Annotated in this window: 18 protein-coding genes; 10 read left to right on the forward strand and 8 right to left on the reverse strand. The window is 32.9% G+C overall.

The features are described from left to right. Window positions 1-11: 11 nt before the first annotated feature. The 5 genes from AAGU07_RS12680 to AAGU07_RS12700 form a co-directional block, all read right to left on the reverse strand. Window positions 12-2,306: a DUF2206 domain-containing protein gene (locus tag AAGU07_RS12680; RefSeq protein WP_342459475.1), complete on the reverse strand. Its 2,295-nt coding sequence runs from the start codon at window positions 2,304-2,306 to the stop codon at window positions 12-14. Window position 2,307: 1 nt separating this feature from the next. Continuing rightward, window positions 2,308-3,447, reverse strand: a complete 1,140-nt coding sequence (locus AAGU07_RS12685) for a glycosyltransferase family 4 protein (protein ID WP_342459476.1) — start codon at window positions 3,445-3,447, stop codon at window positions 2,308-2,310. 80 nt (window positions 3,448-3,527) lie between these two features. Beyond that, window positions 3,528-4,517 (reverse strand): class I SAM-dependent methyltransferase, encoded by a 990-nt coding sequence (locus AAGU07_RS12690; RefSeq protein ID WP_342459477.1) that lies wholly within the window; start codon window positions 4,515-4,517, stop codon window positions 3,528-3,530. After that, window positions 4,495-5,685: a DUF1972 domain-containing protein gene (locus AAGU07_RS12695; protein WP_342459478.1), complete on the reverse strand. Its 1,191-nt coding sequence runs from the start codon at window positions 5,683-5,685 to the stop codon at window positions 4,495-4,497. Before AAGU07_RS12695 ends, AAGU07_RS12690 begins: the two co-directional genes overlap by 23 nt. Then, on the reverse strand, window positions 5,682-6,587 hold the full coding sequence (locus tag AAGU07_RS12700; RefSeq protein WP_342459479.1) for a glycosyltransferase family 2 protein: 906 nt from the start codon (window positions 6,585-6,587) through the stop codon (window positions 5,682-5,684). Before AAGU07_RS12700 ends, AAGU07_RS12695 begins: the two co-directional genes overlap by 4 nt. Before the next feature lie 600 nt (window positions 6,588-7,187). On the opposite strand from AAGU07_RS12700, the gene AAGU07_RS12705 reads away from it, so the two are divergent. Next, window positions 7,188-8,768, forward strand: a complete 1,581-nt coding sequence (locus tag AAGU07_RS12705; RefSeq protein ID WP_342459480.1) for a histidine kinase dimerization/phosphoacceptor domain -containing protein — start codon at window positions 7,188-7,190, stop codon at window positions 8,766-8,768. Between the two features lie 34 nt (window positions 8,769-8,802). Here the strand turns inward: AAGU07_RS12705 and AAGU07_RS12710 are convergent, their stop codons facing one another. Then, the gene (locus AAGU07_RS12710) at window positions 8,803-9,375 is read right to left on the reverse strand and encodes a hypothetical protein (RefSeq protein WP_342459481.1); all 573 of its coding nucleotides are present in this window, start codon (window positions 9,373-9,375) and stop codon (window positions 8,803-8,805) included. Between the two features lie 633 nt (window positions 9,376-10,008). Between AAGU07_RS12710 and AAGU07_RS12715 the strand changes: the two genes are divergently transcribed. From AAGU07_RS12715 to aroC, 4 genes are all read left to right on the forward strand, one after another. Beyond that, a complete protein-coding gene (locus AAGU07_RS12715) occupies window positions 10,009-10,527 on the forward strand; it encodes a GNAT family N-acetyltransferase (RefSeq protein ID WP_342459482.1) in 519 nt (172 codons plus the stop codon). 8 nt (window positions 10,528-10,535) lie between these two features. Beyond that, window positions 10,536-10,982 carry a GNAT family N-acetyltransferase gene (locus AAGU07_RS12720; protein ID WP_342459483.1) on the forward strand — a complete coding sequence of 149 codons (447 nt, stop codon included), beginning with the start codon at window positions 10,536-10,538 and terminating at the stop codon, window positions 10,980-10,982. 58 nt (window positions 10,983-11,040) lie between these two features. Next, on the forward strand, window positions 11,041-11,610 hold the full coding sequence (locus AAGU07_RS12725) for a DJ-1/PfpI family protein (protein ID WP_342459484.1): 570 nt from the start codon (window positions 11,041-11,043) through the stop codon (window positions 11,608-11,610). 181 nt (window positions 11,611-11,791) lie between these two features. Continuing rightward, window positions 11,792-12,883 carry a chorismate synthase gene (gene aroC, locus AAGU07_RS12730; protein ID WP_342459485.1) on the forward strand — a complete coding sequence of 364 codons (1,092 nt, stop codon included), beginning with the start codon at window positions 11,792-11,794 and terminating at the stop codon, window positions 12,881-12,883. A 134-nt stretch (window positions 12,884-13,017) separates the two neighbouring features. Here the strand turns inward: aroC and AAGU07_RS12735 are convergent, their stop codons facing one another. Further along, a complete protein-coding gene (locus AAGU07_RS12735; RefSeq protein WP_342459486.1) occupies window positions 13,018-13,530 on the reverse strand; it encodes a hypothetical protein in 513 nt (170 codons plus the stop codon). Between the two features lie 223 nt (window positions 13,531-13,753). Here AAGU07_RS12735 and AAGU07_RS12740 point away from each other — a divergent pair, with 223 nt between their 5' ends. The 5 genes from AAGU07_RS12740 to AAGU07_RS12760 all read left to right on the forward strand — a co-directional run bounded on the left by AAGU07_RS12740 (window position 13,754) and on the right by AAGU07_RS12760 (window position 20,965). Beyond that, entirely contained in the window at window positions 13,754-15,289 is a 1,536-nt protein-coding gene (locus tag AAGU07_RS12740; RefSeq protein WP_342459487.1) for an MFS transporter, read from the forward strand. An 830-nt stretch (window positions 15,290-16,119) separates the two neighbouring features. Further along, window positions 16,120-17,016: a cation diffusion facilitator family transporter gene (locus AAGU07_RS12745; protein WP_342459488.1), complete on the forward strand. Its 897-nt coding sequence runs from the start codon at window positions 16,120-16,122 to the stop codon at window positions 17,014-17,016. A gap of 214 nt (window positions 17,017-17,230) precedes the next feature. Further along, window positions 17,231-17,686, forward strand: a complete 456-nt coding sequence (locus tag AAGU07_RS12750; protein ID WP_342459489.1) for a response regulator — start codon at window positions 17,231-17,233, stop codon at window positions 17,684-17,686. Window positions 17,687-18,255: 569 nt separating this feature from the next. After that, complete coding sequence (locus tag AAGU07_RS12755; RefSeq protein ID WP_342459490.1) at window positions 18,256-19,731, forward strand: pyridoxal-dependent decarboxylase; 1,476 nt, start codon at window positions 18,256-18,258, stop codon at window positions 19,729-19,731. Window positions 19,732-20,065: 334 nt separating this feature from the next. Next, complete coding sequence (locus AAGU07_RS12760) at window positions 20,066-20,965, forward strand: hypothetical protein (RefSeq protein WP_342459491.1); 900 nt, start codon at window positions 20,066-20,068, stop codon at window positions 20,963-20,965. Between the two features lie 62 nt (window positions 20,966-21,027). Here the strand turns inward: AAGU07_RS12760 and AAGU07_RS12765 are convergent, their stop codons facing one another. Then, window positions 21,028-22,434 (reverse strand): glutamate decarboxylase, encoded by a 1,407-nt coding sequence (locus AAGU07_RS12765; protein WP_342459492.1) that lies wholly within the window; start codon window positions 22,432-22,434, stop codon window positions 21,028-21,030. Window positions 22,435-22,614 lie beyond the last annotated feature (180 nt).

Here is a 22,614-nt window from a genome sequence, read left to right on the forward strand (position 1 = left end):
TTAGATTTGATTTATCCACGAACCGCTGATCCGTAGATATATGAACCTCCATCATCGTATATCCTGAACCGTTCACTGAGTATTTCATCAGGCGGCCGATAGCCTTCATTGATCACTATGTTGGCCCCTGCCATTTGAGATATCAAGACCTTATTTCTGGCAATATTCACGGTCCCCAAAAATATGTAGGACGTACTGTTGACCAGATCAAAATATGCAGGGATCTCCATACAGGAAACCATGCTGTTTAAAACACTGGCCCTATTTTTATCAGCGTAAATATCAGTACCATTATAAGAATATTTTTGTAACCATTCGCCACTTGTTACCTCTCTTTGATCGAATTTAGGGAAATCACAGGTGGTGCTAAGAGCAATAGAAGTAACATCAGCCCTATCTAAAATTTGGTATGTAAAACCAGTGTCAAAAAACAGGAAAACCACCAGAAAAATGGAGATCACCGTAAATAAATTATTACGGCTGATTTTTGAAAATGGTTTAAGCCTTAAAACTGGTCTAAACAAATGGAATGCCTTTATAATTCCAATTACACAAAATGGCGCTAAAATAATTAATGACATGTGATAAAGCCTGGAAGTGTTCATCTGGCTTGAAAAGAAAGGTAAAAAGACTCCTGCCATTAGCACTATAAATGCAGCTAAACTGAGGGCTTTAAATTCTTTTTTAAACTTCATCCCATCTTTTCCAAATAACAATGCAAGAATACCTACCGCTATGAATAACTGGCTGATCAGATAGAAATTCTTCTGCAGATTACGCAGAGGAGTAACCTGCTGCTGCATCACCAAGCTTAAACCCTGAGTGGCATTCGGATCCATAAAACTGTAGAGATTACCTATTATGCTACAGCCTATGTTAACGAAACTCTGGAAAATTGTGGAGTTAGAGGTGTAAATATCCCATATCAAAATAAATAATATGAATAGGGCTACAAATGGAGGGGTGATGATTATCCTGCTGTTCCCAATAACAGATCTGTAACGTTTTATTTTTGTGTTGATTTCACCCTTTTCATTGTCAACTAACTTACCCCTGGCTAAATATTTTTTAAATATATTAACTGGGTTCTTATCAATAAAATACAGGAAAATCATGCTTACTGATAAAATAAACATCATAATGTACGCTAACCCATAATGTGCTACAACAATAGACATCCCAAAAATTATGGCTAGAACTGACCTTTTTATTACATCCATCTGTTCGTTGACCATTATCATCAATACCAGAACTAACATAAGTTCAGCCACTTGCTGCCGGATTAACGATACCATTTCAGTGTAAAAAGTAAACTGTATCATAAAGAAAAATGCTGCAAAAAACGCTATACGAGGGCTGGTCTGTTTATGAAACACGTAATATAAGCCTAAAGGTGTTAATGAGAAAATAAATGGATAAACAATTTTCATTATCCAGATTAGTCCTGTGTTAATGAAGGTCGAAAAAATAGGCACCATCATCATTACACTTAGCATAGAATTATAGTTCATAGGGAGATTCTGATCCCAGAAAGAATTTGCAACAACCTGATTTGCTAAAAAGTACTCAATGTTTACATCCCATCCCCAAATATAGTTGGTAATCAGAGATTTGTGCAGTAAAAGGGAAAATGAAATTACAAATACCCATAATGAATAGTATTTAGAATTAATTTTTCCCATACCAACAAGCAGTGCCATTAAACCTATTAAAAAAATCGTCAGCATTGTTAAAATATTAAACTGATATACATTCATCATGTAAGCCCCTAAAACACTTAAAAACGGTATTAAAAGTGGAAATAGGACCTGTGATGCCATTAAATTTTTAACATTTACATGATTTGGTGGTGATTTTTTAATCACCATATCCTTTAAATTTCGTAAAATTAATTTGTACCTCCGGCCTTTATCTATCTTATAACAGATAAAATACAAAATAACAGTTAAAACATTAATAGTAACGAAAATTGATACAAAGGATAGTGGTTTATTAATTCCAAAAATAGGGTAAATTGTATTCATCAAAAATCCTACTAACATGAGGCTAGCTAGACTTAGCCCAACAGTATACAAAAGGACCTGCCCATTACGTTTTATTCCGTCTAAATCCAGCAAGCGAAGTAAAAGCATGCCCGGAACAAACAAAATAAATATAAATCCAACTACATTTTTAACAATGGGGACATTTAAACCAGCAAAATCCAGGAGAATGAATACGGAGAATACAACTTGGACCTCAGCAATCAGTGCAAGAAATTCTTTAATCCTCCAATCTTTCATACGAAAAGGGTTTTTTAGATACATTCTAAAATCCCCCATCAAGAACCTGACAGTAGATACTGTTCAACCGATTTTCCATAATTGTCCAGTTATACTTGTTCTCATAGGCTTTTCTGCCGTTATCCCCTAACCTTTTCTGCAAGCTAAGATCATTTTTTAAACGAGATACTGCCCAGATCAAAGCTTCTTCATTTCCGTAGGGTATTACCATTCCACATTTCTCTTTTCGTACAATATCTGCCATTGAGGTATTTTCATTCACAATAATTGGAATTTTAGATGCCATAGCTTCAAAAAGCTTATTTGGGCTGGCATATTTATTATTGGGAATATCTGGATCATAAAGTGCAATGGTAAGGTCCGCGCTCAGTGTCCCTTTAACTATTTCTTCATAGGGAACTCCATCTAAGTAAATGTCTATATTGTCAAATTTTTGGCTGAGCCGTATTATTTGCTGCTTATAATCTGTTTCATCACAATGCCCTCTGATACTTAGTTTTGCGCCTTCTATTTTACCAATAGCAGAAATTACAACGTCTAAACATCTTTCTTTTAGTATTTTACCTCCAATAAATACTTTAAACGTGTTTATATTGTCATCACGATAATTTTTATCAAAATTATCTTCTTCAGGGCTGTTATTTATAGTAAAAATATTTTTGTGTATACTTCCGCCTATTTGTTCAACCCTTGCTTCGTCGGCCAAAATTAGAACATCTGAAAATGGCAATAAACGTTTATCCACCTTTACAATAATATTTCGAAGTATAGATGGCATCATATCCCCATAAAAATCATATATATCATAAATTATGGGTTTATTTTTAATTTTAGCTGCAATCAGTGAAAATAAATATGTATCAAAATTTACAGCATGGACTACATCCCATTCCGATTTAAATAGCCAGAAAAAAAGGTATAAAAACCATATTGGGAAATATAATAATGAATTAATACGGCCTATTGGAGCATTAAGTCCTAAACCTTTTACATCAACTTTTTTATCGCAGGTAAACGGCCAGCCTCTCTCCCAAATGATAACTTTAACTTCATATCCACATTTTAGCAGGGTATCTATTTCCTTTCTCAGGCGAGTATCTGGATAAGATATGACCATCAAAATTTTTGATTTTTTATTTGTTTTTCCGTTTTTAAGTTGAATCATCTAAATCTACCTGTATAAAATTTCTCAAGATTTTAATGTATAAAACGCTTAAAAAATTTCATTTTTAAAACTACAATTTATTAGTAACTATGTTGCTTTTTTAAGATTATTTCGCACTGATCTCCAATTTTAAATAAATTTAAAATTGTAGTTAATGGAATAAGGAGCATATTCAAATATAAATTATGAATTAAAATACGTCTAGATTTTTTACCCCTAAAACTTTCCCAAAAATATATAAATGAACTTATAATCTGATATCTGGGGTCAGAATTATATCTTATTTCCAAAATATCAAAATTATATTTTTTAGCATATTTTTTCAGGACGCTAGTTGAAAAAAGGTATAAATGACGCGGAGTATCAAGCTGCGCCCAGTATTTTCCAAATACCTTCGAAGCCAGGGAGTCACTCACTGGCACTGCTATTATAAGATGACCCCCTGGCTTTAAAATTCGATAAATTTCTTTCATGGTCTCTGAAGGATTAGGAACATGTTCAAAAACATGATTGAGGGTAATAAAATCAAAATATTCATCATTATATTTCGCTTCTTCTAAAGTACAATTTGAAATATTTAAGCTGTAGTTTTGGGATAATTCCTGGTTGAAATCAACTGGTTCTACCCCATGAGGTTTCATTCCAAGATATTTCATGACTAAAGGGAAATAACCAATTCCACAACCAATATCCAGGTATTTACCATTTTCAACAACTTTTACAGTCCTGAAATATGATGAAAACGGTAAAAGTAAAAATCTAAATACCCTTAAAAATCCCGAGTTATTATTTTTTTGGACATAATGATACAATGTTTCAATCAATGTGAAAATTTTTCTGGAGTGAGATGGACCTTTTAAATCAGAATAAATAGAATAACCTGTAGAATAATTTTTTTTAAGCTCTTCAGGACTGGGTTGATTTAAAAATGAAAGCCCACAATTCTGGCATTGATATATCTTAAATTCTCCTCCAATTTCAGGAAACATGCGATCATGATTAGTAAAGACTAACTTATGAAGCCTGGAACCACATAAATCACAGTAATCATGCTTCATCTTTTTGTTCATGATCCATCTCCCTGTGTGTGATAAATTCTTCATCGATTATCTGGAAAAGAGAAAGATAGCCCTCTGTAATCCGGTCCCATAAATAATTATTTTTTACTCTATAGTAAACGTCATCCTTGAGCTTAAGATAACTTTGATGATGTTTATAAACTGATTTCATTTTTCTAGAGAGTTCTATTTCATTTTTAAAGTAAACTGCTGATGTTCCGCAAACTTCACGGTTAAACTGATTATCATGTGCTATAATTATATTTCTAGAAATTGCAGCCTCTAAAAGAGAAGGATTGGTTCCTCCCACTGAATGACCATGAATATATGCACAGCAGTTCTGCCGAAGCATATCCAGAAGTTTTTGATTATAAATCGATCCTAAAAATATTACTCCAGGTTGAGTGCATTCTTCTGCTATAGCTTCAATCTCTTCTTTATAATCTTTACTTGTGAAATCTCCAACTATTAACAATGGAATAGAAATTTCAGCCTGAATAAATGCATCTATTATTATATGGATGTTATTTTCTGGCTCTAATCGTGCTACCGCAAGATAATAATCTCCAGGACTAATCTCAATTGAAGTATAAGTTTTAAGAAGCTTCAATGATTCACCATTCCATGTAACTCTCTTAGGGACATCGATCCCATAGGAAAGGTAACTGGTTTTGTCCAGATATTTCGTATCCACATAATTTTTCATTGCTTGAGCATCTACAATTATTTTATCTGCAAATACAGTTGCCATATCATGATTTATCTTTAAAAGCCATCTTTCCAGTAGACTAAACTTGCTTCTCTGCCACATGACCCCGTCTATATTAACAAGAACTTGAGACCTTCTATTAAGTATCTTAGGGATGAAAAGAAACATACCCACTTCTATACCCAAAAAGTATATTAGCTGATGTTTCCTGCTTAATTTAATCAGGAAATAAATATCCGAGAGATTCTCATAAATTTTCCTTAAAAAATAATTTTTAGGCGGTTTTACAGGAAAATACTCCAGTTTGGCCCCCATATAATTATCTTTACGAGACTGCAATGGTTCGTGTTCACAGCTTACAGTGACATCATAACCATTTTTTACCAGATTTTCCGTTAATCCCTGAGCAAAAGTTTCAAAACCCCCATATTTGGCAGGAATACCACGGCAGCCTATAATTGCAATTTTCATCTTCTCACTCTTCTTGTTTTAATCCAGTAACTTAACATTCGTTTGAATATTTTAATCCCGTCATTCAATCCATTTAATTTAGGGGAATCTAATCGATTTTTATAGTTAATAGGAATTTCTAATACTCTGAAATTGTTGTTAGAAATCTTTGAAAACATTTCAACCTCTAAATCAAAACCATCGGAATCTATACCTTCCTGCAAAAGACTGTCTATCACTTTTCTTTGAAAGGCCCAGTAACCAGTGCATACATCCGAAACTTTAGAAAACAGTATGCTGGCAAAAAAACTCAACAGGCGGTTACCCACCAGGTTAAATCGACTTATAGAGCCTTTTTCGCGTTTGCCTAATAGACGAGATCCTAGAACTACATCCGCTTTACCATCCATCAATGGCTTTAAAAGTTTTTGAGCATCTTCTGGATCATATGTGTTATCTGCATCCAGCATTACTATAAAATCAGATTTTACATTCTCAAAACCTCTTTTTATAGCATGTGCTTTTCCCTGTTTTCGTTCTTTAAGTACATTGGCCCCTGATTTTTTTGCAACATACGCAGTCTTATCTTTAGAATTGTTGTCAACCACAATGACTCTTGATTTGGGATATCTGCGGATATTTTTGACCAGGGCACCAATGGACTGTTCTTCATTATATGCTGGAAGCAAAAAGGTCACATGCCTCATTGAATGATAATATTCCTCGTCAAAAACCCGGTTTACTGTTAGTTTATTGCTATATCTTTGAGAATAGAGTTCTATATCTTTCAGATAGTCTAATTCTTCAAATGATGTGTTTTTGTATAGATTTTTTGAATCCAAAGTGATCCCCTTCCATTCATATCTATACGCTCTTATAAATCGTGATATGAATATCATCAAAACATTTAATACTACTCTCATCAAAATGTCCCCATGCTTTTCATGATAGACATTCCCGCACTGTTCTGGCCAAACATTTCAATGCATCTTATAACAAATAGCAAAATCGTAAAATAGTTAGATTTTAATAGTACAGTTTATAAAAGTTAAAATTCTATATTTTTACAAATTAAAACAAAATAAACCATATAAATGGGCCAATTAAAACTTTAAATTAATTTAAAATATATTGACTATCATAATGGCTTTAAATATAGTAATATTAAAAATAGACGTGAAAATGCAACTTTTTTCACAGATTATTGTCAAAAATAGTGGTTTATAAAAACTGATAAATTGATCAATACATTTAATGAACAGTAGGGCATTTTAAAGATAGATTAAATAGTGAAAACATGTTAGACGATATATCCTCTTAATTCAAATCATAATTTTATTTTTAATTCATATTTATGGAGAAGTAGAAATTTTTTTATGTGATGATGTGATATCTATGTTTATACTTTATTAACTATCAGTAAAAAATCAGTACAACACTGGAAAATTTAAATCCATTGAACAATTCAGTATTTACGCAAAAATAGACGTTAATAAGAAATTTAACAAGTGAGATGAGCATCAATGAATATAAGTGTTCTTTTAATTAAGAATAATATAAATTATCCCTTCGAGGCGATTGTGGGATTTACTGATCTTCATCTTAAAGATATGCTTAATTTAGATGATCTTATTGATTTATTAGAATTTGATGCTTCAGAATTTGATGCTGTTTTGTTTGAAATGGAATGTTATGATACTTTTGAGAAAGCAACACTAGATAGAATCTCAAAAAAGTGGAATAAACCTGCATTGGTTATTATAACCCGTGCCAAAAATGAGGAAAAAGTTAAAGAATTAACTGATAATTATTTACTAGTAGAGCAGTTAACTCCCATATTACTAGAAAAGTCAGTTCTCCTTGCAATTGAAAAAAAGAAAGTCGATGATTTAAATTGGAAGCTTCAAAATTACGAACAACTTATAGAAGAAGACATTGAAAAAGAAGCTAATCTAACCATTGAAAACTATTCATATCTGGAAGAATATGACGATATTATAGATTTAAACCCGAAAACTGAATTTTTTAACCAGTATGATTCCGATGAATCAGAATTAAAATGGCTTGAAATTTTATTAAATGCAGTCCCTTGTGGAATCATTATTTTAGACTGCAGGGAATCACATGAATTTTTTGTAAACAGAGAATTACTCCACATGTTCGGTAATTATAACTTAGATGAGTTTAATATAGAAAAAAATTTGATAAAAATAAATAATATCAATGCACTCAACTTATACAGCCCCAATGGTGAAAAAATAGCTGATGAAGAATTCCCCTCAATCAAATCAATTATAAGTGGGGAAGATATTGAGAACTTAGAACAAGTTATAAAATACGATGAATATACCGATAAAACTGTTATGATTAACTCTTCACCTGTTTTTGATAAATCAGGGAATATAATAGCCTCCATAACAGCAATATCTGATGTATCTAAGCTGAAAAATACTGAAAGAGATTTAATAAATACAATTAAAGCTAAAAATATAATTTCAGAGGAGTTTAATGATCGAATTCTAAATATTTTGCAGACCATGACCAATCTTCTGTGTGTAAACGAAGAACTGGACCAGCCTGAACAGTATAATAAATTTTATCTAAATGAAAATAAGATAAATAAGGTAGTAGGGTTGAGTTTTATTCAAAATATCCACGAACAACTCCTGTATTATGAGGATGTTAAACAGGTAGATTTTAATGAATACGTTCAGGAAATATGTTCTAAGCTTCTCCATATTTATAATGCAGAAAGTTTGGTTGATTTGAAAATCGAAGGTCATGCACCTATGAATCTAGATATTATACTTCCATGCGGCCTTATTATTAATGATATACTCAATTACAGACTTAAATCATTCACAAAAAGTGCCAAAATTAATTTAATGATTGAATCTAAATCACAGGACGGTAGAATAACTATAGAAATTGCAGATAATGGACCCCGACCTAAAGTTCCTGTAGTGAAAAATTCAGATGATTTGAAGCTTACACATGCACTATTAGAACAGTTAAGCGGAATAATAAGAATTGAGACTAATAATCAACAAACTTCATTCTTTATAGAAATATTGTACTTAGATATCAATGATATTTTAAGTTAATGAAAGTAATGTGATTATTGAGCCTTTCTATTTTTTATTTAGATCTAATTGGATTTACCTGATTTTCTAAGACTTCGCTTTTCTGAGTTTCTGCCTCAGAATTAATTGATTCATAGGTACAAAGCAATGTGCGTGAATTAGAAGTTATATATTCCTGTCCAGTTATATCTTTAATAGCTGCACAAGCAACATTTTCTACAATACAGCTTAAATATACAGAACCATCTTCCTGTACTATTAACTGAGGAAGATAAGAGTCTAATGAATCTTCTTTATCCACTATAATTTTGTGGTCATTTAATCTGTAATTCACTTTTTCAACATACTTAATATCAGTTTCAAAATACTGGACAACTGAATCTAATATTTCTTCCGGATTATCAGAATCAATATCAATTTTATCTTTAAAGATGTTCCACAGATAATTTTTTTCTTCTTCAGAAATATCAGATTTTTTACTTGTTTGGTGTGTAATCCAAAGTTGTATTGCTTCAAGTATAGCTTTCCCATACCAGCCTCTTCTAAAAGCAAATTTTATTGCTGCATTTCTACGAAAGATCAAATCAATATCTTCAGGTACCGAAATCGTAACCCTATTCATGCCCATTAATACCACCTTCAAATTAATTGACTATTTTATATTCATATATCCAACAATTGAATTAATTGTTTCATATCAAGTAATATTACTCAACTCAAGTAACAGCACTTTTCACGTTTAGAAACATTGATGAATACAATCAATATTGCTGCGTATGATCTAATTTAACGTTCCAGCATATAAACATATTGTTAAATGCGTCCCCTTTTCTATATACATCTATTAAATGTTTCTAAAAGCAACAACGCACATATATGCATATACTGCCAATATTAAGGTATTACTGATTTTTTAATACTAATTCCAAACACTATTTGTATATTAACTTATGATACTAAAGTAATAAAACGGAAGTATTACCTCTAATTTGAATAATTAGATATTAACAATCCCAGATTAAATTTTAAGAAATGTTCAAACATTTTAATAAGTTAACAAACTATTAAATTAATTATAAAAACATTCGAACAGTTATACAATTAGATGAACTATCTAATTTTTCACGTGGTTTGTGACATATGTCACCAATAGATCAGTTATTTCCAAACTGGTAATTGTATTAGGTTATAGAAATACTTAAACTATTAATAAATTAAAATTCAGATTTTAACTAAAAGTAAAAAAGTGAATGGGTTAATAATGATAATTAAATGTGATAAATGTACATTAAGGAAATGGAAGGCTTCCGATCTTGAAAATCTGGTTAAAAACGCCAATAACTACAATGTAGCATCTACTTTGAGAGATGCATTTCCATATCCATATACTATTGAAGATGGAAAAGAATGGATAGAATTTGCAGGGAATGAAGAATGGGGCCATAATTTTGCCATAACCATAAATGATAAAGCTGTTGGCGCCATAGGGCTTATTGTAGGTAAAGATATAGAGAGAAAGTCTTCAGAAGTTGGTTACTGGTTAGGCGAAGACCACTGGGGAAAAGGCATTGCATCTTCTGCACTGGAAGCTATCGTAAAATATGCATTTGATAATTTAGAATTAGAAAGGATTTTTGCAGTCCCCCTCGAACATAACATTGCATCAAGAAAAGTCCTTGAAAAAAATGAGTTTATCCTGGAAGGAATTTTAAGAAACAGTGTTTTTAAATACGGAAAATTTCATAACCAAGCTTTATATGCAAGAATTAAGGAACAATAGTGTTTACAATGATGAAAAAAGTACGTCTAATTAATTACAAAGAATTAGAAGGCCTCTTATCTCTTTATAAATATTTAATCCCAGATGATCCTAAATTAAAGATAGACACTGCCTTAAAAGAACACTGGAATGAAATACTGTCTGATCCCAGCTATTTTTATTTAGTAATTGAAGAAGACAATAAGCTTGTTTGCGCGTGTAATTTAACCATCATTAAAAACCTGACAAGGTCAGCTAGACCCTATGGAATAATAGAAAATGTAGTTACTCACCCTGATTATAGGAATAAAGGATATGGCACTGCAGTTTTAAAAAAGTCGGTCCAGGTAGCTGAAGAAAATAACTGCTACAAAGTGGTGCTCACCACCAGCAGGAAAGATGAAAACATATTAAATTTTTATGAAAATGCAGGGTTTGACAGGGGAGAAAAAACTGCTTTTATTGTAAGGATATAACTTAAGTCAACACATGCTTATTGGTTTTAAATGACAGTACACTATCTGGAGACTAAAAATGAAAATAGCTTTTATAATTTACGATAAAATGACAACATTAGATTTTATCGGAGCCTATGACCCTATAACACGATTAAAGACCATGGGATTTATAAATAACTTAGAATATGATGTTTGCTCCAACAAAAACAAAGTAACTGCTGCAGAAGGTTTAGAAATCGCTGCAGATAAAATTCTAAATAATTTAAGTGAATATAATTTTATTGTCGTGCCTGGAGGAGAAGGGGTAAAATACATTGCACAGGACAAAGAATTCATTGAATGGATAAAAACAGCAAAAGATAAATCAACAATAACATCAGTGTGCGGAGGTTCTATAATTTTAGGGCTTGCAGGACTGATTAAAGATAAAAAAGCCACCACTCACCCCCTGCTGATGGAAAATCTTAAAAAATTCACAGCTAAGGCAACAGATAAACGGATTGTTGAGGATGGAAATATTATAACTGCAAGGGGCGTGACCTCTTCAATAGATTTAGGCCTGTTTTTATGTGAAAAAATTGCAGGCAAAGAGATTAGAATTAAAATTCAAAAGCAGATGGATTATCTAAATTATAATTGTGATTGAACTATTTTAGTTTCTATTAGCTAAAATAAAGTAAACTATTGAACATAATCAAAAGAACCATTTTTCAAAGATACTACTATTAACATTTAATAAATGTAAATCCAGATAATATTTAATAATCATTTAAAAATTTTAAATTACTATTAATTCAATCTCAAATATTTTATAAGGACGTGGACCCATGTCAGGAAATACAACAGGCAAAATGTTTAAAATAACAACCTTCGGCTCAAGCCACGGCACTGCACTTGGTGCTGTTGTAGACGGCTGTCCCGCAGGGCTGGAATTATCAAAAGAGGACATACAAAAGGAACTTGACAGGCGGCGTCCTGGAACAAGTAAAGTTACAACTTCCAGGGGCGAAACAGATGAAGTCCAGATTTTATCAGGTATCTTTGAAGGAAAAACAGATGGTACACCTATTGCAGCAGCAGTCTATAACAGGGATATGGATTCATCAGCTTACAAAGCACTTAGAAATAAACCAAGACCAGGGCATGCAGATTATGGATGGATAAGTAAATATGGACACTATGATTACAGAGGCGGAGGTAGGGCAAGCGGAAGAACTACCATAGGACATGTAATAGGTGGTGCAGTTGCAAAAAAACTTCTTGAAAAGTTAAATATCAAAGTCATAGCCCATGTAACAAAAGTCGGCAGTATCGAAGCTCAAAAGGTCGAATTAACTGAAATAGAAAAAAATATTAAAAATAATTCTGTAAGGTGTGCAGATTTAAAAGCTGCAGCAAAAATGGAAGAATTAATTCTTGATTTAAAACAAAAAGGAGATTCTGTAGGCGGGATAGTTGAAACAATAGTTTTAAATGTACCTGCAGGTCTTGGAGAGCCTGTATTTGACAAGTTAGATGCAGATATTGCAAAGGTTTTAATGGGAATAGGATCCGTTAAAGGTGTTGAAATTGGAGCAGGATTTGAAGCTGCTGGTTTAAAAGGTTCCCAAATGAATGATGAATTTTATGTGGATAACAATAAGATTAAAACTAAAACAAACAAGTCTGGCGGAATATTAGGTGGAATTTCAGATGGAATGCCAATTGTAACCAGAATGGCTGTAAAGCCAACACCATCAATATCTAAAGTTCAGGAAACTGTTGATCTTGAAAAAATGGACAATACAGAAATTGAAATTAAGGGAAGACATGACCCCTGCATTTGTCCGAGGGTAACATCAGTTGCTGAATCTTCTATCGCAGTTGTACTTGCAGACCATTTGATACGAGCAGGCGTTATTAATTCATGCAAATTATAAGTTTTATTCTTTTTTACAAATTAAATTTATTTTTTATTCCCAAATTGATAAAATCAATGAATTTAAAACTTTATATAATCATTAAATTTATTTTTAGGCATCCAAAACATTTACATAAAATAAAAAGAAAAAATTTAGGAAATAGTTAATGTCTGTAGAATAAGGCTATAAGCTTGTTCAGTCTGATTCAATGCACCTGGTGGACAAATATACTCCAGTACAAGATAATTGCTACCAGTATCTACAATTGTTACTTTTTGAGCTACATCTGACCCATAGGATCCCAGCTGAGTTGCTTTAAAGTTTCCAATGTTAGCACTTCCAACTGTTGAATTTGTGGTATTCATCACTATCGTATTTGTTCCCGGAAGCTGTAAAGTCCCCTGTGATTTCTTTTGCATTTGAATAACAATATATGATGTGGGGCTTTGTCTATCAGGAATATTTGCAGTTAAAGTAATCTCAGAATACAGTGAATTATTGGTAAAATCTCCCACCACATGGTTTTGGCTCCATGACTTAGGGTACTGGAAAGATATATTACCGCTCGTGAATGTGTTATTTCCAACGGATACAGCCAGTACAACGGCAATAATCACTACAACTGCAATGATTATTCCAGCAATAATTAAATTATCACGATTCATTTTATCACCGACTATTACCTATATATTACAAAATTAATACTTATATTTTTCCTTAAATTCATAAAAAAAGATGTTTTGATCTAAACTAAAATCCTTTTAATTATAAAATAAAAATTATTGATTTTAAACCTTAATTGAGTCTGAAAATTGATATTAACCTTAAAGCAAAAATTTAAATTTAATAAAATACATATTAAATTTAATAAATTGTAAAGGGATTTTTATGGCTCATAAAAACCAGAATAAATGGAGTGTAGTGATAATTGCCTGCATGGCAATCTTTATAATTGTTTTAGACTCATCAGCCATGAATGTAGCCATAAGTACCCTCGTTGTAGAATTAAATACAACGTTATCCATTATCCAATCCATAATCGCATTATATGCATTAATAATTGCATCATTTATGCTGCTTGGAAGTAAACTTCAGGATATTCTTGGTAGAAAGAAGACATTTCTTATTGGATTAATAATATATGCATGTGGAACAATCACAGCAACCCTAAGTGTAAATGCTTTTATGCTCCTTACAGGATGGTCCATTTTAGAAGGCATCGGGGCAGCTATGATCTTACCTGCAACCACAACAATAGTCGGAACTGCTTACGAAGGTAAAGATAGAGTCACCGCTTTTGGGATATGGGGAGGAATAGCAGCAATGGGTGCTGCAGTTGGGCCGATTGTAGGTGGAATATTCACTACATTTGTTACTTGGAGACTTGTATTCGGTTCAGAACTGGTTTTTGTTGCTGTCATACTAATTTTCAGACATTACTTAAGTGAATCAAAACCAACGTTAACCTGGAAAGATTTAGACAAAGTAGGTGTGTTACTTTCAATAGTATCCCTAATTTTAATTGTTCTAGGCATTTTATTACTTACAAGGCCAGAATACTGGTCTTATGTGGCAGTACTATTGATTTCAGGTTCTATTCTGTTTATATTATTTTTATTATGGCAGAGAAGAAGAATTAATAAGGGGATGGAACCTTTATCTGACATATCCCTCCTTAAAAACCGCATATTTGGTTTAGGGAATTTAAACTCCATTATACAGCAGATACCCCTGGCAGGATTTCTTTTCATAATTCCAGTATTCATGCAGCAGGTGGCCAAAATCAACGCATTTATGACTGGTGTTGCCCTTTTACCTGCATCAATCAGTATTTTAATCTTTTCATTGCTTGGTGCAAAATTATCATCGATTTTAGAATCTAAATATATCCTAATGATAGGATTTATCATTTCTGCAGCTGGTGCATTCATACTGGGCGGTGTATTTAACATAAACACCCAAATAATCGATATTATACCCGGAACAGTTGTATTTGGTATTGGAGTGGGCCTTTTACTTTCACAATTAACCAATCTAACCATGTCAGCTGCAAGAAGTGACCAGGAAACTGATGCTGCAGGTTTTTTAAATGCATTTAAAAATCTGGGCTATTCTATAGGAACAGCTTTAATTGGAGTTTTACTTATACTTGGAATATTCAGCGGCCTTACATCTGGAATAGAATCAGCAGGTTTAGATGGAAACATGACAACTAAGCAAATACATGACAGTCTCTTTAACTACGTGGAAAAAATGCAGACAGTTCCACCCGAAATATCTCCAGAATTAGTACCGCAGGCCACACAGATCGTTGAATCTACCATTAGCTATGCAATGAAACAAACTTTCAATGCCCTAACACTGATTTTGATCTTAGGGTTCATTATAAGTGTTTTTATACCCAAAAGGAAAGAATTTAATTAAATTTATTTATTATTTGGTTTTGAAGTTAAAAATAAAATTTATTGTTCTCTAGTATCAATCAATTTAAATCTGTTCTTATTATTTGTAATAAATACACAGATATCTCCATCTATATTTTTTTGTATATTATGAGACACTTTGTATTCATCCTCATCTTCAAACAGGTAGGTAACTAATGATATAGCTTTATTCTTTAATTTAGACTTCGGGTCATCTGTTAATTGGTCTTTAGGTTCAGTTATTTTAAAACACCTCATTTAATTTATTGAAATAGTTTCTTATATGATTAATTAGTTTTCAATATGTTTAAATTTATGTAATTTATTTTTTGAAATGTTATTTAATGGAGGCAAATAACATAGAAATAAAAATAGTGACTCTTAGAAAAATAGCAACAGAACCAATTACAAAATGAAATCACTGATAACTTTCAAGATTCGTGATTACATTGTCATTTAACATAAAACAGCTTAAGGCTTTATTTAATTAGTTTAATAGCTGATATTACTGGTTCTATCTTTTATTTCACATTGCCAAAGCCGTAGAAAACGAAGTTTTCTCGGCCACAAAATCAAAGATTTTGTTGGCCATAATTTTTGGAAGCCCAAAAACCCTCAAAATTCCTAAATTGAGATTTTTAACAGATAAATTAAATTATAAAAGCTAATTCTAAAAATTAAATAATTGATCTAAATACATGAATACTTAAAACATTGTAATCTTACCACTAAATGTGAAATTATGTTTATCTTCTTTGAACAACAGATTTATCCATCCTTGTCACATAAATGAATACTCCCAATCATTAAAAATAAATGGAGACTGATTTTTTGCAGAATACACCCGAAAGAGAAAAAGTAGGTAAACAAGCATCTTACATTGCCATATCTGGAAATATATTCCTTACAGCTTTTAATTTAATTGTAGGAATAGTTTCTGGAAGTAGTGCACTTATAGCTGAGGGGTTCCATACTTTATCAGACGTTATAACATCTGTTCTGGCTTTTGTTGGTTTTAAGATAGGCATGAAACCCGCAGATGATGATCACCAGTATGGGCATGGAAGGGCTGAACCTATTGTAGGACTTATTATTGTTGTCTTTTTGTTAATTGTGGCTTATGAGATAATATCTGAGGCTTATACCAAAATTATGTTGGGAGGAGAAGTTATACCTCCCAGTATGATAGCTGCTGTAATGGCTGCAATTGGAATAGGAGTAAATTATACAATGAGCACTTATCTTATAAGATCAGGAGCGAAAATTAACAGCCAGGCAATTATAGCTGACGGAAAACATCAAAGAGTAGATATATTTTCATGTATATCCGTTTTAATAGGAGTTATTGGATCTCAATTTGGGATATCTATCATGGATACTCTTGTATCAGTATTTATAGCCATAATAATACTTAATACAGCTTTCCATCTAGCTAAAGATAATATTAACACGTTAATGGGTAAAATACCCTCAAATCAAATCATTGGCGATGTTAAAAAAGCTGCACTCGTTTCAGAATGTGTTAAAGGTGTTCATAATGTGAAAGTTAATAATATGGGTCCATATGTATCTGCAGAGTTACATATTGAATTGAATAAAGATTTAAAACTTGAAAAATCCCATAAGATAGCTCATGAGGTTGAACAAAGCATCATTAACAACGTTGAATCAGTGCAAATGGTCAGCGTCCATACCTGCCCTACTGAAGTAGTGTGCAAAAAGAAATAAGAATTTCCCCAGAATGCTAAAAATAGATCATTAAGTTAAATTTTTTCAACTTTTAAAGCTTGTAGTCCATAATTTATTCTAATTTTAACAACCCGCATTTAACGAATATGAATTATACAAAAATACAACTCCACTTAAAAAAAATGAAAAATTGTTTGAATTATGTTTTACAAAATAAAATGGACTTACTACAAAAATTAATGTGGAGGTTTAAATGAGTGCCCTAGATAATGTTGAAATATTATTAATAGAGGATAGTCCTGCCGATACTCGTTTAATAATGGAATTATTAGATAATTGTAATATAATGAATATTAAAAGTGTCGATAACGGTATAACTGCTATGGATTACTTATATAATAGAAATGAATATAAAAATTGTAAAAAGCCATCTCTAATTTTGTTAGATTCAGGTTTACCTGCAGAAAATGGTTTAAAAATACTTAAAGAGATTAAAACAGATGATAAATTAAAATGCATTCCTGTAATTATACTTACAGGGTCCACTGACGATACGAATATAAATAACTTATACAAACAATATGCAAATGCATGTATAATCAAACCAATTGATTTAGAAGATTTTAAAAAGTATATGTGTACTTTTATAGATTTTTGGTGTAATATTGTCACATTACCTAAAATAGATGAAAAACAGCTTATAGAATAGCAGCTTACATGGATTAATATAACCTTGTAGAATTTTAAGGTTTATTACAATTATTTTTATACCCCGACTAAAAACTAGTTATCTAAACTTTTGATTAAAAAACTAAATTAATATCCTGTTAATTAATTCCACGCATATACTTATCCTAATAATTACTGGCGTGGGAGTAGGATTTGCAACAGGGCTTTTGGGTATTGGAGGAGGTTTTATACTTGCCCCTGTTCAGTTCTTGCTCTTATTATCATTAGGTATTGATCCTGATACCCCAATAAAAATTGCTTTTTAACAACAAAGGAAATTCCACCTTTAGCTGTAATCCATTAAAAACATACAAAAATACTTATGATTAGAATTATTTAAGATACACGTCGCTTCACTACTTTTAGGCATTTATTCTGCAAAAAATTAGTTTTCAAAGATTTAGCTCAAAAACTTATAAAATAACTACCATTGTTTAATTAATGAAAATATCAAAAAAAATATTTTTTTCTTTAATAAAACTATTATTTAGATTTATTAAAATTCTAAAGTTGCAATTAAAAATTATTTTTAAAACAGGAGGATTTTAGATGTTATCAAACAAGAAAAATTTAGGTGAAATGAGTAAGTTAGAAAGGGAACATACCACAACTTACGGCAGCCGTTACTTCAGAAAAAGCGTACCTAAGTACAGAATGCCCGATAGAGGAATGCCTGCACGGGCTGCTTACCAAATAATACATGATGAGCTGAATCTAGACGGTAACCCTGCCTTAAACTTAGCAAGTTTTGTAACCACATGGATGGAACCTGAAGCCGACATGTTAATAATGGAAAGTATGGGAAAGAACTATATCGACAACGATGAGTATCCTCAAACTCAAGTAATCCAGGACCGAGTTGTAAACATGCTTGCAAGGTTATTCAATGCCCCTAAAGACAGTAACTCCATTGGAAGCGCTACTATAGGTTCTTCAGAATCTATCATGCTCGGACTTCTGGCCCACAAGTGGACGTGGAAGAAACGAAGGGAAGCTGAAGGTAAACCAGCGGACAAGCCGAATATAGTGATAGGTGCAGACGTCCACACAGTATGGGAGAAGTTCGCCCTCTATTTCGACGTGGAACTCAGACTTATACCCCTTAGAAAAGACATATGCAAAATAACAGATACCAAAATCACCGAGATTATGTCTTCATTCAGTTATATAAGCGGATTAAAAGAAGATATATACACAATAACCGCAGAAGATGTTAAAGCTGCAGTTGACGAGAATACCATAGCTGTGGGGGCAGTAATTGGGACAACATTTACGGGACAGATGGATCCTATAGAAAATATTAACAAGGCACTACTTGAAATTAAGGAGACTAAAGGGTGGAATATACCAATACATGTTGATGCTGCAAGCGGGGGCTTTATACTGCCGTTTTTATACCCTGATCTTGAATGGGACTTCAGGCTGGAACAGGTTAGATCTATCAACGTATCCGGCCATAAGTACGGCTTAGTGTATCCAGGTATCGGATGGCTGCTGTTTAAAGATAAAAAAAATCTCCCTGAAGAGCTTATATTTAAAATAAATTACCTAGGAGGCCTCATGCCTAATTATTCGCTTAACTTCTCCAAGGGCAGCAGCACCATAATAGCACAGTACTACAACTTCATAAGACTTGGGATGGACGGTTACAAAAAGATAATGAAAAACATGCAGGAAAATGCGCGCTACCTCGCAACCAGGTTAAACGGGTCTGGTAAATTTGAAGTTATAAATAAAAGCGTCACATTTCCAATAGTAACTGTAGAACTCAAAAATACCACGTGCAGCGTGTTCCATCTTTCAGAAAAGCTCAGGCAGAAAGGGTGGATTGTACCAGCATATACCTTACCTGCAAACGCAGATGACACTGCCGTTTTAAGAATAGTTGTGAAGGAGAGTTTCAGTAAAGATATGGCAGAAATGTTCTTTGCAGATATAATGGAATCAATTGAAAAACTTGAACAGTCGGAAGAAGACAGGATAACAGACATAGACCAGAATAAAAATCCCACTCTACTCTACTGAAACTGGAAATAAGGCGAACAGCCACTATTTCTATTTTAATATGTAGAAAAACTGAATTGACAAAACAATATAAATAAACAATTCTTTAGAGTATTTATGTTATTACTGTAGCTTGAATCCATTGTCTAAAACATATAACACTACCTCTTGAAAAATTCAGAAGCATTACACGTGCCAAACAAGTTCGCCTCCATAATATATTTAATTTATAAAAATAATAACCAGTGCATTAAATAAAAAATCATATCAAAACAGGACACCGTTTAACACTGATAATAATTCCATTGCCATATTTAGTTTAGTAAAAATTAATAAGAAGCAGCAGGGCACCAGAATGAAAACAGATAAAACCATTAACAAGAACAAATGTGATGTGCTTCCTGTTAACCTGCCAGAAGATTGGTCATGCCTAAATGCTAAAGGACCAGGCCCATTCGCAACAAAGGCTACATTAAAAACCCCTGAAGGTAAAAAAGTTTCCTGGACTTCTCGCCACAAACGAAAACATCATTTTCAGCTCGATAAAAGTAAAGGATCAACATGGTGGGCACCCGGCGCCATAGGATGGTGGATCGGGGTTCTTTTCTCGATTGGAGCCACCTGTTTTGCAGTTGGTGCTATACCTTCATATTTAACAGCGGTTGGAGATACGTACGACGGCCTGACCTTTTTTATCGGTTCCATATTTTTTACATCTGCAGCTTTCCTACAGTACCTTGAGGCCATAAACACCCCATATAATCCTTTAAACAAAAAAGAAAAATTTCGCATTCTTGTATGGGCACCAAACCGTATTGGGTGGTGGGCTGTAGTGGTGCAGTTCATTGGAACTGTATTCTTTAACCTCAACACATTCAATGCCCTGCGCAGTAACCTGTCCATCAACCAGTTAACCCCTCTGGTATGGATCCCCGATGCCTACGGGTCAATCTGTTTCCTTGTTGCCAGTTTACTGGCATGGATGGAAGTCAGCCATGCTCTATGGTCATGGCGTCCCCGCAGTTTTTCCTGGAATATAGCAGGGTTGAACATGTTAGGCTCCATTTTCTTTGGAATTTCAGCAGCAGGTGCATTTGTTTTACCCGGAACAGGCCTGCCTCTAAACATGTTTCTAGTTAATATGGGCACATTTGCAGGAGGTGTTTGTTTCCTGGTTGCTGCCATACTATTACTACCAGAACGCGTCCATGAAACAATTAAAAACCCCCCAAGTATCATCTCAAAGTTAAAATAAAAATTTTAATTAAAAAAATAAACAAATATGTGCTGCTGATATTAAATCCAGAGCACAAATATTTAATACAACAGTGATGGATTTTCCCGTTCTTTTACGTCTTCTTTTTTGATAGATAATTCTTTCAACCTGCCGCAGGTATCTACCATATCATTAAAGAGCATATCTATCATATCTCTACCAAAACTCTCTTTGATGACCATTCTTATCACTGCAATATTCTCTGCGTCCTTTGGAAGGGTATATGCCGGCACGATCCATCCTTTTTCACGCAGCTTTTCCGAAAGCTGGAATACATCAAAATCAACATCTTTTAACCTTGCAGTAACTAAAGGAAACATTATATCATTGTTTATGACTTCAAATCTACCAGATTCCTCCAGTTTTTTCGATAAATACTTGGCATTTTTAAGCATATTCTGTATAATTTCCCCATAACCCTTTTTTCCCAGTCTTATGAAGTTGTAGTACTGTGCTATTATGGTGCTGCTGCCCTTGGAGAAGTTAAGCGAATAATTAGGCATTGAACCTCCAAGATAGTTTATATTAAATATAAGCTCTTCAGGTAAGTCTGTTTTATCTTTAAAAACCAGCCACCCTATACCTGGATAAACTAGACCATATTTGTGGCCAGATACGTTGATAGATCTAACCTGTTCCAGCCTGAAGTCCCATTCAAGATCAGGATATATAAATGGAGCTATAAATCCACCGCTTGCACCATCGACATGTATAGGTATATTCCACCCTTTAATTTTTTTAATTTCCAGCAAACAGTCGTTTATTTCCGTTATAGGATCCATCTGCCCTGTAAATGTAGTTCCTATAACTGCTCCCACTGCTATAGTATTTTCATCAACGTTTTCAGTCACGTCTTCTGCAGTTATAGTGTAAAGATCCCTTTTTAAAGGTATTAACCTTAATTCTACATCGAAGTAACGTGCAAACTTCTCCCATACTGTGTGGACATCTGCCCCCATTACTATATTCGGCTTGTCCGCTGGTTTACCTTCAGCTTCCCTTCGTTTCTTCCACGTCCATTTATGTGCTAAAAGTCCAAGCATGATAGCCTCAGAAGACCCAATGGCACTGGTACCTATAGATTTACAATCACTAGGAGCATTGAATAGACGAGCTAGCATATTAACACATCTATCCTGTATCTTCTCTGTCTGAGGATACTCATCGTTGTCCACATAGTTTTTATCTATACTTTCCTGTATCAGTTTGTCGGCTTCAGGTTCCATCCATGTGGTTACAAAACTTGCTAAGTTTAAGGCAGGATTTCCATCCAGATTCAGCTCATCATGTATTATCTGATAAGCTGCCCTTGCGGGCATACCCTCTTCAGGCATCTCAAATTTAGGCACACTTTCACAGAAATATCGACTGCCGTAAGTAGTCGTATTAACTGTATGCTCCTTCTCACTTTCACGCATCTTACGTAAATCATGTTTTTTAGATAACATTCTAACACTCTCCATTAACAAAATGAGAACACTCAAATAATTATTATTAATAATTATTAAGTAATTGGTTGTCATTAAATCTTTGCATTTCAAATATTATTGCCTAAAAAAAATAAAATCGATGATTATTTATGATTTAAAAATAATATATTATTACAAAAAACTTGTTTAAACTATTTA

Origin of the sequence: Methanobacterium sp. (assembly GCF_038562635.1) — an archaeon.
Lineage (GTDB): Archaea > Methanobacteriota > Methanobacteria > Methanobacteriales > Methanobacteriaceae > Methanobacterium_D.